The following is a 15118-nucleotide window of genomic DNA, read 5'->3' as shown; positions in this document are numbered from 1 at the left end:
TAGCGTCGTCGAACCGCTCCTGACGGCGAGCGCCCCGATCGCTGCGCTCCCCGAGCGCTAGGCTCCGGCGACATGAGCACTGGCGCGAGCGACGGCGTAGCTTCCGGTAGTCGTCGGCTGATGGTCCTGCTGGCCATGGCGATGTTCGTCCTGGTGGTCGACACGTCGCTGATGAACGTCTCGATCTCCGCGGTCGTCGCCGACCTCGACACGACGGCCAGCGGCGTCCAGTCGGCCATCGCCCTCGAGGCGCTGGTCTCCGCGGCCTTCATCCTGATCAACAGCAAGGTCGGCGACCTCATCGGCCGCAAACGTGCCTACGTCCTCGGACTGCTGGCGTACGCCGTCGGCGCGCTGGCCATGACGCTCGCGCAGGACCTGACGGCGATCATCATCTTCTGGGCGATCATCGGCGGCCTCGGTGCCTCGCTGCTCCTGCCCGCCATGCAGTCCCTGATCCACGGCAACTTCGCAGGGGCCGCTCAGAAGCAGGCGTACGCCCTCACCGGAGCCGCTGCGGCCATCGCGGCCGCGATCGGGCCGCTCCTCGGCGGCTTCGTGACGACGTACCTGTCGTGGCGGGTCGGCTTCGCGCTCGAGGTCGTCATCATCATCGTCGTCCTGAGCCAGATCAGGCTGGTGCGTGACGTCCCCTACACGGGACCGCGCCAGATCGACGTGGTCGGTGCGGTCCTGTCGGTGATCGGGATGGGCGGTGTCGTGCTCGGCATCCTCGTCTGGCAGGAAGGCGGCGAGTACGTCGGGCTGCTGATGATCCTGGGTGCGGTGGCTCTCGTGCTGCTCGCCCGCTGGCTCCTGCGACGCAAGCGAGCCGGGAAGCTGACGCTGCTCGACCCGGACCTGTTCCGGCACCCGAACTTCACTGCCGGGATCTCCGGCCAGGCGCTGCAGCAGGTCACGCTCGGCGGCGCGATGATCGCCCTCCCCCTGTTCCTCCAGATGACGCTGGAGTACAACGCGATCGAGGCGGGCCTCTCGCTCGCGCCGCTGTCGCTGACGATGTTCGCGGCCGCCCTGGTCGCCGGCCGACGAGCGGGCAACCGGCGTCCGGCCGCGATCATCCGCACGGGCTTCCTGCTGTCCAGCATCGGGATCGCGATCATCATCCCGTTCGTCCCCCGCGTCGACAGCGGGTGGTACCTCGTCGTGCCGCTGGCCATCACCGGGTGCGGTCTGGGCCTGCTGGTCTCGCAGCTCAACAACTACACGCTCGCCCCGATCGACGAGGAGCGGGTCAGCGAGGCCGCCGGCGTGAACTCCGCAGCCGGGTCGTTCGGGCTCTCCTTCGGCCTGGCGATGGCCGGCGGCCTCATGCTCGCCGCCCTGTCGTTCAGCTTCACGCACATGACCCAGAACAGCTCGATCATCCCGGCCGACCAGCAGCAGCAGATCGCAGCCGTGCTGGAGAACGACGCCCAGATCATGAGCAACACGCAGCTCGCCGAGAAGATCACGGGCCTGCCACCCGAGGTGGAGGCGGAGGTCGTGGCGATCAACAACGACGCCCGCAACCTGTCGCTGCAGATCGCCTTGCTCATCCCCCTACTCAGCGGGCTGCTCGGGCTCGGGAACTCGTTCCGGATGCTGCGACTGCCGGACGTGCGGCCGTCCGCGGCGCTCGACGGGATGGACTTCGGCTGACGCGCCCTCGGGCCGGACCTACGCGCTCTTGACGTCGGCACTTGCTTTTTGCAAGTATCGATCGCGTCAGCGCGAGGATCGGGAACACGAAAGAGGACGCACGATGACCATGATGCTCGTCAACCTGCCGGTGACCGACCTGGACCGGGCGAAGGCCTTCTACACGGCGCTCGGCTTCCCCCTCAACCCGGCGTTCTCGGACCACAACGCCGCCTGTGTCGTCGTCGAGGACGACCACAGCGCGGTCATGCTCCTCACCCGCGAGTTCTTCCAGACCTTCTCCGAGCTGCCGCTCGGCGACCCGGCCGTGAGTCCGTCGGTGTCCGTCGCGATCTACCTCGACACCCGTGAGGCGGTCGACCGGGCCATCGCCGACGGCGTCGCCGCGGGTGGCCGGGAGCCGCACCCGGCGGCCGACTACGGCTTCATGTACCAGCGGCAGCTCAACGACCCCGACGGCAACATCCTCGAGCTCGGCTGGATGGATCCCACCGCCGCGGCTCAGGCGCCCGAGGCGTTCGCCGACCAGCAGGCCTGAGCACGGTGGCCGCGCGCGACTACGGGCAGTACGGCGGCGTCACCCGGGCCCTCGAGCTGGTGGGCGAACGCTGGGCCATGCTCATCGTCCGCGACCTGCTCGTCGGTCCGCGCCGCTACGGCGAGCTCGCGGCGGGCCTCCCCCGCATCCCGAGCAACATCCTGGCGTCGCGCCTCAAGGAGCTGCAGGCGGCAGGTGTCATCCGCCGCGCGCCGCACTCGCGCGTGATCGTCTACGAGCTGACTCCGTACGGCCACGAGCTCGAACCCGTGGTGCTCGCCCTCGGCGCGTGGGGCTTCAAGGCGATGGGCGACCCGCGGGAGGAGCAGGTGATCACCCCCGACTCGATGACCATCGACCTGCGCACGGCGTTCCGTCCCCTGGTGGCGGCGCGCCTGCCGCCGACCGCCTACGCGGCGCGCTTCGGTTCCGCGGAGCTGCTCATCCGGGTGGACCGCACCACGCTCGACGTGGCGCGTGGGGACGGACCGGTCGACCTGGCCTTCGCGGCGGGTCCGGGCATCCATCGCCTGATCAGGGGCGAGCTCGCGCCCGAGCGCGCGATCGCGACCGGCGTGGTCGAGGTCCTGCGCGGTCGCGACGACCTCCTCGAACGCTTCGCCAGCACGTTCCACCTGGCCGCCTGAGCGCGGAACGTCGATCGCTCCGAACCGATCGGTGATTTCATGTCGAGAAGCTCGGACCGGCTCCGCTCACCAGGTGAAGGGCCACGACGGACGCGGCCCACGACACCAGGAGACGCACCATGCCGAAGTACCTGCTCCTCAAGCACTACCGCGGCGGCCCCGAGCAGCACCGACCGGTCCCCCCGATGGACCAGTGGGAACCGCAGGACGTCGAGGCGCACATGGCGTTCCTCATGCACGTCAACGACCTGCTCAAGGAGAACGGCGAGTACGTCGACGCGCAGGCGCTGACGCCCGACCGGACGTGGGTGCGCTACGGCGGCCCGGACGCGGCTCCGGTCATCACCGACGGTCCGCTGCCCGAGACGAGCGACCTCGCGGCCGGGTGGTACATGATCGACGTCGACTCGCACGAGCGTGCGATCGAAGCTCGCCGCCTACGTGTCGTCGGAACCCGGGCCCGGGGGCACGCCGCTCTACGAGTGGATCGACGTCCGCGAGGTCATGTCCGAGATGCCGTCCACCGACTGACGCCGCGTGACCGAGACACCGGGACGACCGCTGGACGAGGGCACCCTGCGTGCCCTCGTCCCGCGGGTCCTCGCCGGCCTCGTCCGGCGAGGAGAGGACTTCGACTCCGCCGAGGACGCCCTCCAGGAGGCGCTCCTCGAGGCCCTGCGGGTGTGGCCGGACCATCCCCCGCGCGACCCGCGCGCCTGGTTGACCACGGTCGCCACCCGCCGGCTCGTCGACGCCCGACGCAGCGCGGGTGCCCGCGACCGCCGCGAGGAGGCGACGGTCGTCGCGCCCGTACCTGGCCCGACCGAGGAGGGCGACGACACCCTCGTCCTCCTGTTCTGCTGCTGCTCCCCCGACCTGTCCCCCGCCTCCCAGGTCGCCCTGACCCTGCGCGCCGTCGGGGGTCTGACCACCCGCGAGATCGCCGATGCCTTCTACGTGCCGGAGGCGACGATGGCGCAGCGGATCAGCCGCGCCAAGCGGGACCTGCGCGGACGCCGGCTCGACCAGCCCGGCGACCTGGCCGTCGTCCTGCGCGTGCTCTACCTCGTCTACACGACCGGTCACTCCGGCCGTACGGACCTCGCGGTCGAGGCCATCAGGCTGACCCGTCAGCTGACCCTCGCGACCGCGGAGCCGGAGGCGCGGGGGCTGCTCGCACTGATGCTGCTGAACCACGCACGCCGCGGTGCCCGCTGGGATGCGGAGGGGCGGATCGTCACCCTCGACGTCCAGGACCGCAGCCTGTGGGACACCCGCGAGATCGCCGAGGGGGTCCGCGTCCTGCAGTCCGCACTCGCGGCGCAGAGTCCCGGTCGGTATCAGATCGAAGCGGCGATCGCCGCGCTCCACGACGACGCCGCGACAGCCGACGAGACCGACTGGCCGCAGATCCTGGCCTGGTACGACGACCTCGTCGCCCTCAGCGACGAGCCCCTGCGCCAGGACCCGGCAGCCGTCCTCGGACGCGCCGTCGCGGTCGGGCACGTCCAGGGCGCCGCTGCCGGTCTGCGCGAGACGGACCGCCTGTCGCGGGTCCTCGGCGACCGTCACCGCTGGTACGCCGTGCGCGGCTACCTGTTCGAGCTCGACGGGGACCTGTCCGCCGCGGCCGCTGCGTACGCGGACGCGGCCAACCGTGCGACCAACACGGCCGAGCGCGACCACCTCGTGCGCCAGGCCGTCCGGATCAGGGCAGCGGAGGCCGGGCCGACGATCCGGTCGGTTCGGCCGGCTCGATCCTGAGCACGTAACGCTCTTCGGTCAGCGAGCCGTCGCGCGCCTGGCGCTCCCCGGTCCGTGCGAACCCAGCGCGGACGTAGAGGTCGCCGGCGGCGTGGTTGTTGTCGACGAGCCAGAGCGAGACGGTGCTCGCGCCGTCGGCGGCTGCGGCCTGGCGAGCGGCGTCGATCAGCGCCCAGCCGATGCCCCGTCGTCGGGACTCGGGTGCCACCCACAGGGAGATGAGGTGTCGGTCGTCGACCGGCGAACCGGGCTCCTGCAGCATCTGTACGATCCCCCGGCCGGTGCCCTCGTCGTCCACGGCGATCCAGGTCGGGCTCGTCCGCAGGCGCATGCGCCAGTGAGACTCCACGAACCGGTTCTCGCGGGCGAGCGACGCGCCGAAGACCTCGGGATTCTCGCGGACGGCGCGCAGGCGGACGTCGCGGACGATCTCCCAGTCGTCCTCTCCCACGCGTCGGATCAGCACCAGGACAGAATGCCCCACGTCGGGCACCGCGACGTTCAGGGCGCGCCGCGATCCGGGTTGGTCAACCGCCGTGGCCGGCGGGATCGGGGAGCGATCGCGCGGCGTCGGCGATCTCCTCCTCCGGCCGTGGCGGCACGGACTCGTCGTACTCGAGCTCGGGCACCTCGTGCGAGTGGCCGTCGTGGTCTGCGGGCTGCGTCACGCTCGTCTCCTTCCGACCAGGCACACGCTACGCACGCACAGGCTCCTGCGCTGCCCCTACAGGTCGATCCCTTCACCGGGTCCGAGCAGGATCGGCTCTCCGGCACCGCCGAGGCGGCCGACGAGGGACGATGCGAGCCCGAGGCCCGCAGGCGACAGCTGCGCGTCATGGATCGTGACCACCCGACCCGGCGAGACCGACCGCACGTAGTCGACGACCTCGCTGATCTTGAGCCACGGCCCGCCGATCGGGGTCAGGAGCACGTCGACCGTCGCGCCCTGGGGGTCGACGTACGCGTCTCCGGGGTGCAGGACGCCCTCGACCAGGTAGCCGACGTTCGCGGCCAAGGGGACGTCGGGATGGATCTGGGCGTGCCACTCCCCCAGCACCGCGACCGCGAACCCGGCGGCCTCGACCGTGTCGCCGGCGACGACAGCGTGCAGCCGTGCGCTCGGTACGCCCGCGGCGGCAAGGACGTCGAGCGCGGCCTGGGGCCCCCAGACGTCGACGCCGGCGGCGGCGACCGGCTCCGGCGCGAGGTGGTCGCCGTGCTCATGAGTGACCAGGACGGCCCCGGCTCCGGCCAGGGCCGTGGCGACGTCCGTGAACATGCCTGGATCGATGACGAGGTGGTCGTCACCGCGGTCGAGGCGGACGCAGGAGTGCCCCCAGCGGGACAGGTGAGTGCTCATTCCCGCAGTCTCCACCGACACGCACGGGCGTGCCGCTCGAACGCGATTCGTGAACGACACGCGGCCCGGATACGGTGTCGCCCGTGCTGGTGCTCGCGGTGTGCAGTCTCAAGGGTGGCGTCGGGAAGACGTCTGTGACCCTCGGTCTGGCGTCGGCCGCCCTGGAACGCGGGATGCGCACCCTCGTGATCGACCTGGACCCGCAGGGCGACGCGACGATGGCACTCGGCGCCCGGCCCGACACGGCCGACGTGGCCTCCGTCCTGGAGCTGCCCGGCGCGGCGACGATGGAGGCGGCGACCGTCCGGTCCTCGTGGTCCGACGACGGCCCGGACGTCCTCGTGGGCTCGGAGCGCTCCGCCGATCACGACCGGATGCGCGACAACGACGTCGAGCGCCTCCGGTATGCGCTCTCGTGGGTGAACGGCTACGACCTCGTCCTCATCGACTGCCCGCCGTCGCTGGGCGGCCTCACGCGCACCGGTCTCGTCGCCGCGGACCGGGCGATCGTCGTCACCGAGCCCGGCCTGTTCGCCGTGATGGCGGTGGGTCGGGCGATGCGCACCATCGACGACTCCGCCGCGGCCAGGCCTCCGCTCTCCAGCCGCTCGGCATCGTCGTCAACCGGGTGCGGGCGCGGTCGGTGGAACAGGCCTTCCGGCTGGAGGAGCTGCACACGCTCTACGGGCCTCTCCTGCTCAGCCCCAGCGTGCCCGAGCGCGCGGCGTTGCAGCAGGCACAGGGTGCGGCGCAGCCGGTCCATGCGTGGCCCGGTGCTGCAGCCGCCGAGCTCGGTCGGACCTTCGACGCACTGCTCGACAGAGCACTGCGCGCACCACGCCGGTAGTCAGACGGCGGAACGGGCCTGACGGCGCATCGCCAGCTCGTCGTGCGGTGACGGCTCGGCCGTGAGGTCCTCGTCCTCGTCGGCACGCTCCGTGGGCAGGGCGGCGAGCGTGCCCTCGACCTCGCGCCAGACACGACCGACGGCGATGCCGAACACGCCCTGCCCGCCCTGGACCAGGTCGATGACCTCGTCGGCGGACGTGCACTCGTAGACGCTCGCACCGTCGGACATCAGCGTGATCTGCGCGAGATCGTCCACACCGCGCTCCCGCAGGTGGCTCACCGCGGTACGGATCTGCTGCAGCGAGACGCCCGTGTCGAGCAGTCGCTTGACCACCTTCAGGACGAGGATGTCGCGGAAGCTGTAGAGGCGCTGGGTCCCGGAGCCGGTCGCGGGACGTACGGACGGCTCGACCAGGCCGGTGCGGGCCCAATAGTCGAGCTGGCGATAGGTGATACCGGCCGCGCGGCAGGCCGTGGGCCCGCGGTAGCCGGTCGAGGTGTCCAGATCGGGGAGGTCGTCGTCGAACAGCATGCCCTGGGCGCGCTGGGGAACGACCCCGCCGACGCTCTCGGCATTCTCGGTGCTGGTCACGAATCCTCCACTCGTCGAACGCCGGTCGGGTCGACGTCTCCCCCGGCTACAGCCACAGTAGGCCCGTCATCGGTCAGAAGCCACGACGCCTCCGCGCGTGTCGGCGTGCGCGAGTCTCACCTTCAACCTGAACACGAAGGTTCGGGTCACAGACCCTCGTCGTCGGGCTCGCTGCCGGTACCGAAGTCCTCCGGCGTCACCACGTCGAGGAATCGGCGGAACCGTTCGAGATCCGCCTCCGAGGAGGTGGTGCGGACCTCGACGCCGGCCACGGCGACGACCTCGGCGGAGCAGAGCACCGGGCAGGAGAACCGCAGCGCCATCGCGATCGCGTCGGAGGCGCGCGAGTCGACGCGCGGACCGGTGCGCAGCACCAGCTCGGCGTGGAACACGCCCTCCTCGAGCCGCGTGATCTCGACTCGGGTCAGGCCGGACCCGGTGGCGACCAGGACGTCGCGCAGGAGGTCGTGCGTCATGGGGCGCGGCGGGACGATGCCCGCCTGCGCGGATGCGATCGCCGACGCCTCGGACGGTCCGATGAGGATGGGGACGAGGAGAGCTCCGAGTCCGGGTCCAGGAGCAGCACGACGATCTCGTCGTCCGCCAGGTGCTGGCGCACTCCGACGATCTCGACGGGAATCAGCTCGGCGTCTTCCCCCATACGGCCCAACCTACGACGCCCACGGCGATCCGGCGTGCTCGTCGGGGCCCTCGCTGTGTATCGGTCGCGTTACGGTGCGAGGTCGGCGACGGCCGCCCGCACGAGCGCCGTGTGCATCTGCGTGCACAGCTCGCCGACCTCCGCAGCGAGCGTGCCGGCGCGGGCTCGGCTGGACGCGCTGCGCTGGCCGCGCCAGGGGGCGACGACCTGCTCGACCAGGTCGGCCTGCCTGTCCGCGGCCGCCCGGAACTGACGCAGGTGCCGTGGGTCGATCCCGTGCTCGGCGAGTGCCGCGGCCGACGTGACGATCTGCAGGGCCCAGGAGTCGAACGCGCCCGACGGGTGCGGCCGCAGGATGCCGGCCGTCACCAGATCCTCGACGAACGCCGGCTCGACGTCGGCCTCGCGGGCGAGGACGTCGACGGTCAACCGCGGTGCCGCCGACTCGCGGACGCCGTCGCGGGTGGCGAGCCGGGCCCGGGCAGCAGGCTCGTCCTCCTCGCCCGCGTCCAGAGCGGCCAGCCGTTCGCCGATGACCTTCAGCGGCATGTAGCGGTCGCGCTGCTGGCGCAGCACGAACCGCAGGCGCTCGATGTCGGCCGGCGAGTACTGGCGGTAGCCCGACGCCGTGCGGACCGGCTCGATCAGGCCCTGCTCCTCGAGGAACCGCAGCTTGGACGTGGCGACCGCCGGGAACTCGAGCTGGAGCGACGCCAGCACGTCCGAGATCCGCATCGTCGCACGGCGGGAGATGCCCCGTGGCCACAGCTCGTCGGACACCTGGGCGTCGGCGGCCGGCGCCTGCACGGCGTCCAGCCGCTGCGGTCGTGCACTCACCACGCGGTGCCCCCGGTCGATCTGGTCGGTCGCTTCACGCGCCCGCCGCGTCCCGGTGCGGGCTCGGGTGGAACGTCATGCGGTACTTGCCGATCTGCACCTCGTCGCCGGCGCGCAGGATCGACTGGTCGATCCGGGTCCGGTTCACGTACGTCCCGTTCAGCGACCCGATGTCGCGCACGACGAACTGGTTGCCCTCCCGGACGAACTCGGCGTGCTTGCGGGAGACCGTCACGTCGTCGAGAAAGATGTCGGCTCCGGTCGAGCGGCCGGCGACGGTGCGCTGCGCGTCGAGCAGGAATCGGGCGCCGGCACTCGGTCCGCGCTGCATGACGAGCAGGGCCGACGTCGGCGGCAGGGCGTTGACCGCGCCCACCTCGTCAGGCGTGAGCCCGACCGGGGCACCCGCCTCGATCTCGACCTCGACCGGTTCGATCGCACCAAAAGCTCATCGTGGTGTCCGGTCCGCCGGCCTGCGGATCCTCGCTGCTCATGCCACCTCCCGGCCCGGTCCTGACGATGGGTGCGGGCACTAGGCCGCGCGATCACACCTTATGCGGACCCAGGCGCCCCGCGCAGCACCGCGGACGGAGGACGCCGTCGCAGGGTGCGACGAATCAGGATCAACCGCCCGTCGGCGGCACGGGCGTCGCGTAGACCGGATCCGGGATCACCCGCAGGGCGGTGATCTGCACGGTGTCTCTCTGCTCGACGTCGCCGTGCCCGCCGTCGTTACGCACCTGCGCCATCGCCCCGCCCGGGATCTGGAGCGCGGGGTCGATCGTGTCCGGATCGCCGATGACGGTCCACGTGTACGGCGCGTCGAGGGTGGTGCCGTCGAGCACGACGGCACCGGCGGCTCCCGTGAACGCGCTGCTCGCCGTCACCCGCTGGTCGTTTAGCTCGATGGCCTCGGCGCCGGCGTTGCGCAGCTCCTCGAGCACGTCGAGCATCGTGCTCGGCTTGATGGACCCGGAGGGGTCCGTCAACGTCACCACGACGCCGGGCCCCTCGGCCGGGAGCCGCCCGGTCAGGATGCCCTGGGTCTCCGCGCTGCGGCGCAGCGCGTCGAGCGCGGCCTGCCGGCGGTCCGAACCGGACAGCAGCTGATCCCGCTCCCGGGTGAGGTCGGCCGACTCGTTCGCCAGGGCGTCGCTCCGGTTGGTGACCTCGTCGAGGATGCGCACGAGGTCCTGCTGGCGCATGGAGCTCAGGTCCGCGCCCGACGCCTGGCGCACCTGGACGACGAGCGCGAAGCCGAGCATCGCGCACAGGACGGCGGCAAGGACCTGCGCGCGCGTCATCCGAGGCTTGAGCGCCCGGCCCAGGACCGACCACGCACCCGAGGCCGCAGGCTGGGCCTGTGCGGTCACCTCGTCGGCGTCCTCGTCGCCACCCGTCCCGTCCGGTGACCCGGGCTCGGCCACCGGGTCGGACGAGACCGATCCAGCGCTGTCCTCGGGCGCGTCGGAGGTGGGCTCCTCGATCGCGTCCGCCAGCGACTGCTCGATCGCCTCCGCCCGCGCGAGCTCGGCCGCGGCGGCCGTCGCGAGCGGCGACTCGTCGTCGTTCAGCACCGGTCCGGCCAGGTCGGGGCGCGGTTCGTTGAGGGCGTCGAAGACCTCGCGGTCGCTGGGGCGGTCGGCCCCGCCGTCCGGGTCCTCGACCGGGTCGCCGTCGGTGCGCGTCTCGTCCACGGTCATGCCTTGAACAGGTGCCGGCGGATCGAGGCTGCGTTGGAGAAGATCCGGATGCCGAGCACCACGACGACGGCGGTCGACAGCTGCGAGCCGACCCCGAGCTGGTCTCCGAGGAAGACGATGAGCGCAGCGACGACGACGTTCGAGAGGAACGAGATCAGGAACACCCGGTCGTCGAAGATGCCGTCGAGCATGGCGCGCAGGCCGCCGAACAGGGCGTCGAGCGCGGCGACCACGGCGATCGGCAGGTACGGCTGGAGCTCGGTGGGCACGGTCGGCTGGAGCAGCAGCCCCCCGACGATGCCGATGAGCAGCCCGATGACGGCGATCATGTGCCCTCCCTCCCCGAAAGACGTGCCGACGATGCCATACCCGGCTCGTCGGGCGCACGTCCCGCGCCGGTCACGTCGGCCGTGGCGCTCGGCGTCGGCTGGTCCGCGTCCGACGAGCCCAGCACGGTCGCGTCGTGCAGGGTCACCGGCCCGGTCCCGGGGAGCTGGAGCTTGGACTGCGACGAGATCTCCACACCGATCCCGTAGTTGGTGCGCAGGGCGGACATGCGCTGGCCGGCATCTGTGCGGGCGAGCGTCGTCTGCATGGTCACGGGGTTGCCGATGGCGTCGACCTTGTACGGGCTGCTGAGCGGGACCAGGTCGACAAGTACGGCGTCGCCGGCCGCGCGGATCGCCGTCATCGCCGTGAGGCGCTGCCCGTTGATCGCGATCGCCTCGGCACCCGCGGCCCACAGACCGTTGACCACCGACTGCAGGTCGCTGTCCTCCACCCGCAGCCACGGGTCCTGGGTGTCCGGGTCGTCCGTCGGTGCGTCCGAGGCTCGATGCGAAGCCCCCGACCCGCGACGGGGACGACCCCCGACTGGACGGCCATGGCGGTGGCGCCGTCCTGCAGCGCCAGGTCGTCCGCGCCCAGCACCTGGTTCTGCAGGTTGTTGACCTGGGTGGTGAGGTCGTCGAGCTGCGACTGGCTTCCTCCGCGTTCGTGGTGCGCTCCTCGATCTGCCCCTCGAGGATGTCGCGCGCCCGCTGCGCGGAGCTGGCCGGCTGGCGCAAGGCGATGGTGGCGGCGGTCGTGCCGAGCCCGAGGACCACTGCGATCACGACCAGCGTGGAGACCGACCGCACCGTGCGTGGGTGCGCGCTGCCCTGCGCGCGCTTGGCCGCCGCCTCGGCGTACCCGGCGTCCAGCGGGCGGCGGTACACCTCGGTCAGCAGGGTCATCGACGCGTCGGGGCGTCGCACCGGGGCGAGGGGCAGCGGCGCGTCCGAGCCGTGCCGGGAGGTCATGCCGGTTCCACCGGTGCGCGGAGCAGGCGCGCAGCCTGCGCCAGGTACAGCGCACCGGCGAACCAGTACAGCGCCACACCCCACAGGGCGAACGCCCAGCCGACCACGCCCGCGACGACGCCGACCCAGGAGTCGACCTCGGCGAGCAGGAGAAGCGGGAACGCGTAGAGCAGGGCGAACGTGCCGGCCTTGCCGGCAAGGTGCACCGGCAAGGGTGCGTACCCGGCGCGTCCCAGGACGAGCAGCATGATGCCGAGCACCACGTCGCGGAGCACCAGGACGATCAGCAGCCACCACGGCACGACGTCGCGCCACGCCAGGGCGACGAGCGTGACGATGATGAACAGGCGGTCGGCCGCCGGGTCGAGCAGCTGCCCGAGCCTCGAGACCTGTCCGAGCCGCCGCGCCAGCACGCCGTCGAGCCAGTCGGAGGCGCCCGAGACCGCAAGGACGAGGATCGCCCAGCCGTCGCTGCCCCGGGCCAGGAGGACGGCGAACACCGGGACGAGCAGGAGCCGCACGAAGCTGATCGCGTTGGGGATCGTCCAGACGCGCGAGGAGACGATCTCGTCTTCTGGCACTGCCTCCCCCGATCTCCGCGCCGACTGTGCGCGGCGTCGATCCTATGCGGGCGCGGGTGGGCTCCGGACCGTGGCGCGCGGCGGACCCGCTCCGTTGGTGCCACGCTGACGGGATGGCACACAGCAACGACCCCGAGGTCATCGGACGCCTGCTCACGAACCCGGGCCGCTGGGCGGTCGTCGGGCTCTCGTCCAACCGGGCACGGGCGGCCTACGGCGTCTCGGCGTACCTGGGCGGGATCGGCATGGACATCGTCCCCGTGCACCCGAGCGCAGAGACGGTCCACGGAGCGGCCGGGGTGCGGTCGCTCGCCGAGGTCGACGGCCCGGTCGACGTCGTCGACGTCTTCGTGAACAGCAGCCTGGCCGGCGAGGTCGTCGACCAGGCCATCGCGATCGGTGCCCGGGCGGTCTGGTTGCAGCTCGACGTCGTCGACGAGGACGCCGCCGCTCGGGCGCAGGCAGCCGGGCTGGACGTCGTCATGAACCGGTGCCCGGCGATCGAGGGGCCGCGCCTCGGCCTGCGATGACCTGTGCCCGACGTCACGCGCACGGGTCCGGACAGCGGACGGGTCCTGCCGCTAGACTCCTGGTGAATCTGGAGTTCGTCGCGTCCCCCTTCGAGGCGTCGCCACCACCGCGCGAGCGGTCGGGGCCCGCCTCTTGTTGTGAGGTCTAGGCACCGCGAGATGCGGTCGCCACTGGGTGGTCCGGGGCTGCGACCCGCTGTTCGCCGTCCCGGTGCACGGTTCAGGGCTCCGCCCCGCGATGATCGGTTCCCCCTTTTCATGAGTTCTGTTGCGCCCTCTGCCATGCCCGAGAACGGCACCTTCGACGAGCTGGGTCTCCCCCCGGCGCTCGAGGCCGCGATCGCCGACCTCGGCTTCACCACTCCCTCCGCCATCCAGGCGCAGGCCGTCCCCGCCCTGCTGAGCGGCCGCGACATCGTCGGTGTCGCCCAGACCGGCACCGGCAAGACCGCCGCGTTCGGTCTGCCGCTGCTCGCCTCGATCGACCCGGACGTGCACGCCGTGCAGGCGGTCGTCCTGACGCCGACGCGCGAGCTCGCCATGCAGGTCGCCGACGCGATCCAGTCGTTCGCCACGCACCTGCCCGGCCTGAACGTGCTCGCGGTGTACGGCGGCTCGCCGTTCCTGCCGCAGCAGCGCGCGCTGGCCCGAGGCGCCCAGGTGGTCGTCGGCACCCCCGGTCGCGTCATCGACCACCTCGAGCGTCGCACGCTGAAGATGGACGACGTCCGCTTCCTCGTGCTCGACGAGGCCGACGAGATGCTGCGCATGGGCTTCGCCGAGGACGTCGACAAGGTTCTTTCGGCGGCGCCCAAGGAACGTCAGGTCGCCCTGTTCTCCGCGACGATGCCGCCGCCCATCCGCCGGGTCGCCGAGCAGCACCTGAACCGTCCGGTCGAGATCACGGTCTCGCGCCAGGCGTCCACGGTGACCAGCGTCCGCCAGACGTACGCCGTGGTCCCCCACCGCCACAAGACCGGTGCGCTCGCCCGCGTGCTCGCCGTGTCCGAGGCCGACGCCGCGATCGTGTTCGTCCGCACCCGTGGTGCGGCCGAGGAGGTCGGCAGCGCGCTGGTCGAGCGCGGAATCTCCGCCGCGTTCATCTCCGGCGACGTCGCCCAGACCGAGCGCGAGAAGATCGTCGACCGCCTGCGGTCGGGCGCCCTGGACGTCCTCGTCGCCACCGACGTCGCGGCCCGTGGGCTCGACGTGGACCGCATCGGCCTCGTCGTGAACTTCGACGTGCCGCGCGAGCCCGAGACGTATGTGCACCGCATCGGCCGCACCGGCCGCGCGGGCCGCGAGGGCGAGGCACTGTCGTTCGTCACGCCCGCCGAGCAGTCGCGCCTGCGTCAGATCGAGCGGACCACGCGCCAGTCCCTCATCCAGGTCGAGATCCCGACGCCCGTCGAGGTGTCCGCGCACAAGGTCAGCGGCCTGCTGGCCCGCACGGCCGAGCGCACCGAGATCGGTCGCCTGGACCTGTACCGCGAGGCCATCGCCGTGCACCTGGCGCAGAACCCCGGTCTGGACCCCGTCGACCTGCTCGTCGCGCTCACGGCCCTCGCGGTCGGCGACGAGGGCCCTGTGGCCGCCACGGGCGACGACCTGGACGACGCGCTCTCCCGCGCCCACCTCACCGGTGGGAACCGTGGCGACCGTGACAACGAGTACGCGAGCGGCCGGAGCGGCGACCGCGGCTACGACCGTCCCGAGCGGGGCGAGCGTCGCAACAACAACACGCACATCGCGGGCGGTGCGCCGCGCTGGCGCGTCGCAGTCGGTCACCGTGACGGCCTGCAGCCGGGTGCCCTCGTGGGCGCGCTCACCGGCGAGGGCGGCCTGACCGGCAAGGACGTCGGCAAGATCGACATCTTCGGCAGCTTCGCGCTGGTCGACCTGCCGGGCGGCCTGACCCCCGAGGTCATCGACCGCCTGGCGCGCACGCGCGTCGCCGGTCGCCCGCTGCGGATCCGTCAGGACACGGGCCCCCGCCCGGGCCAGGGTGCCTCGCGCCCCAGCCACGGCCCGGCCCGCGGCCGCGCCTGACCCTCGTCAGCGGGCGTGTCGCCCCACCTGACCACAGGCCTCCT

The 15118-nt window shown here is 72.0% G+C and carries 15 protein-coding genes and 3 pseudogenes; 7 read left to right on the top strand and 11 right to left on the bottom strand.

What is annotated here, in order from left to right; all coding sequences use genetic code 11:
- Positions 1–120: 120 nt before the first annotated feature.
- The 4 genes from AC38ZX_RS10765 (at position 121) to AC38ZX_RS10750 (ending at position 4611) form a co-directional block, all read left to right on the top strand.
- Positions 121–1662, top strand: coding sequence for an MFS transporter (locus AC38ZX_RS10765; RefSeq protein ID WP_426595813.1), 1542 nt, complete (start codon positions 121–123; stop codon positions 1660–1662).
- Between the two features lie 103 nt (positions 1663–1765).
- Positions 1766–2200: a VOC family protein gene (locus tag AC38ZX_RS10760; protein WP_491294040.1), complete on the top strand. Its 435-nt coding sequence runs from the start codon at positions 1766–1768 to the stop codon at positions 2198–2200.
- Between the two features lie 5 nt (positions 2201–2205).
- Complete coding sequence (locus AC38ZX_RS10755) at positions 2206–2847, top strand: winged helix-turn-helix transcriptional regulator (protein WP_491294039.1); 642 nt, start codon at positions 2206–2208, stop codon at positions 2845–2847.
- A 537-nt stretch (positions 2848–3384) separates the two neighbouring features.
- The gene (locus AC38ZX_RS10750; protein WP_491294037.1) at positions 3385–4611 is read left to right on the top strand and encodes an RNA polymerase sigma factor; all 1227 of its coding nucleotides are present in this window, start codon (positions 3385–3387) and stop codon (positions 4609–4611) included.
- Here AC38ZX_RS10750 and AC38ZX_RS10745 read toward each other — a convergent pair.
- From AC38ZX_RS10745 to AC38ZX_RS10735, 3 genes are read right to left on the bottom strand one after another with little or no spacing between them, the layout of a single operon-like run.
- Positions 4556–5104, bottom strand: a complete 549-nt coding sequence (locus tag AC38ZX_RS10745; RefSeq protein ID WP_491294036.1) for a GNAT family N-acetyltransferase — start codon at positions 5102–5104, stop codon at positions 4556–4558. The two genes, AC38ZX_RS10750 and AC38ZX_RS10745, sit on opposite strands and share 56 nt — an antisense overlap.
- Positions 5105–5138: 34 nt before the next feature.
- A complete protein-coding gene (locus AC38ZX_RS10740; RefSeq protein ID WP_491294035.1) occupies positions 5139–5279 on the bottom strand; it encodes a hypothetical protein in 141 nt (46 codons plus the stop codon).
- 56 nt (positions 5280–5335) lie between these two features.
- Positions 5336–5971, bottom strand: a complete 636-nt coding sequence (locus AC38ZX_RS10735) for an MBL fold metallo-hydrolase (RefSeq protein ID WP_426595803.1) — start codon at positions 5969–5971, stop codon at positions 5336–5338.
- An 83-nt stretch (positions 5972–6054) separates the two neighbouring features.
- Between AC38ZX_RS10735 and AC38ZX_RS10730 the strand changes: the two are divergent.
- A pseudogene (locus AC38ZX_RS10730) lies at positions 6055–6818 on the top strand (ParA family protein).
- On the opposite strand, the gene AC38ZX_RS10725 reads toward AC38ZX_RS10730, so the two are convergent.
- From AC38ZX_RS10725 to clsA, 8 genes and pseudogenes are all read right to left on the bottom strand, one after another.
- A complete protein-coding gene (locus AC38ZX_RS10725; protein ID WP_426595799.1) occupies positions 6819–7412 on the bottom strand; it encodes a MerR family transcriptional regulator in 594 nt (197 codons plus the stop codon).
- Between the two features lie 146 nt (positions 7413–7558).
- Complete coding sequence (locus AC38ZX_RS10720) at positions 7559–7906, bottom strand: bifunctional nuclease family protein (protein ID WP_491297377.1); 348 nt, start codon at positions 7904–7906, stop codon at positions 7559–7561.
- 236 nt (positions 7907–8142) lie between these two features.
- Positions 8143–8910 (bottom strand): transcriptional regulator FtsR, encoded by a 768-nt coding sequence (gene ftsR, locus AC38ZX_RS10715; protein WP_491294032.1) that lies wholly within the window; start codon positions 8908–8910, stop codon positions 8143–8145.
- Between the two features lie 34 nt (positions 8911–8944).
- Positions 8945–9362, bottom strand: a pseudogene (locus tag AC38ZX_RS10710) (FHA domain-containing protein).
- Between the two features lie 171 nt (positions 9363–9533).
- The gene (locus tag AC38ZX_RS10705) at positions 9534–10613 is read right to left on the bottom strand and encodes a DUF881 domain-containing protein (RefSeq protein ID WP_491294030.1); all 1080 of its coding nucleotides are present in this window, start codon (positions 10611–10613) and stop codon (positions 9534–9536) included.
- Positions 10610–10942 (bottom strand): small basic family protein, encoded by a 333-nt coding sequence (locus AC38ZX_RS10700; protein WP_426595791.1) that lies wholly within the window; start codon positions 10940–10942, stop codon positions 10610–10612. The genes AC38ZX_RS10705 and AC38ZX_RS10700 overlap by 4 nt, the downstream gene beginning before the upstream one ends.
- Positions 10939–11424 (bottom strand): annotated as a pseudogene (locus AC38ZX_RS10695) (DUF881 domain-containing protein); the annotation flags it as partial. The gene AC38ZX_RS10700 and the pseudogene AC38ZX_RS10695, both read right to left, overlap by 4 nt.
- A 486-nt stretch (positions 11425–11910) precedes the next feature.
- Positions 11911–12495 carry a cardiolipin synthase ClsA gene (gene clsA / locus AC38ZX_RS10690; protein ID WP_491297262.1) on the bottom strand — a complete coding sequence of 195 codons (585 nt, stop codon included), beginning with the start codon at positions 12493–12495 and terminating at the stop codon, positions 11911–11913.
- A 113-nt stretch (positions 12496–12608) separates the two neighbouring features.
- Here clsA and AC38ZX_RS10685 point away from each other — a divergent pair, with 113 nt between their 5' ends.
- Positions 12609–13025, top strand: coding sequence for a CoA-binding protein (locus AC38ZX_RS10685; RefSeq protein ID WP_491297260.1), 417 nt, complete (start codon positions 12609–12611; stop codon positions 13023–13025).
- Positions 13026–13283: 258 nt separating this feature from the next.
- On the top strand, positions 13284–15074 hold the full coding sequence (locus tag AC38ZX_RS10680; protein WP_491297259.1) for a DEAD/DEAH box helicase: 1791 nt from the start codon (positions 13284–13286) through the stop codon (positions 15072–15074).
- The last annotated feature ends 44 nt before the right edge of the window (positions 15075–15118 follow it).

The organism is Cellulomonas sp. McL0606 (assembly GCF_058248365.1).
Note: the sequence above shows the minus strand (reverse complement) of the source record. Positions and strands in the feature narration are given on the sequence as shown.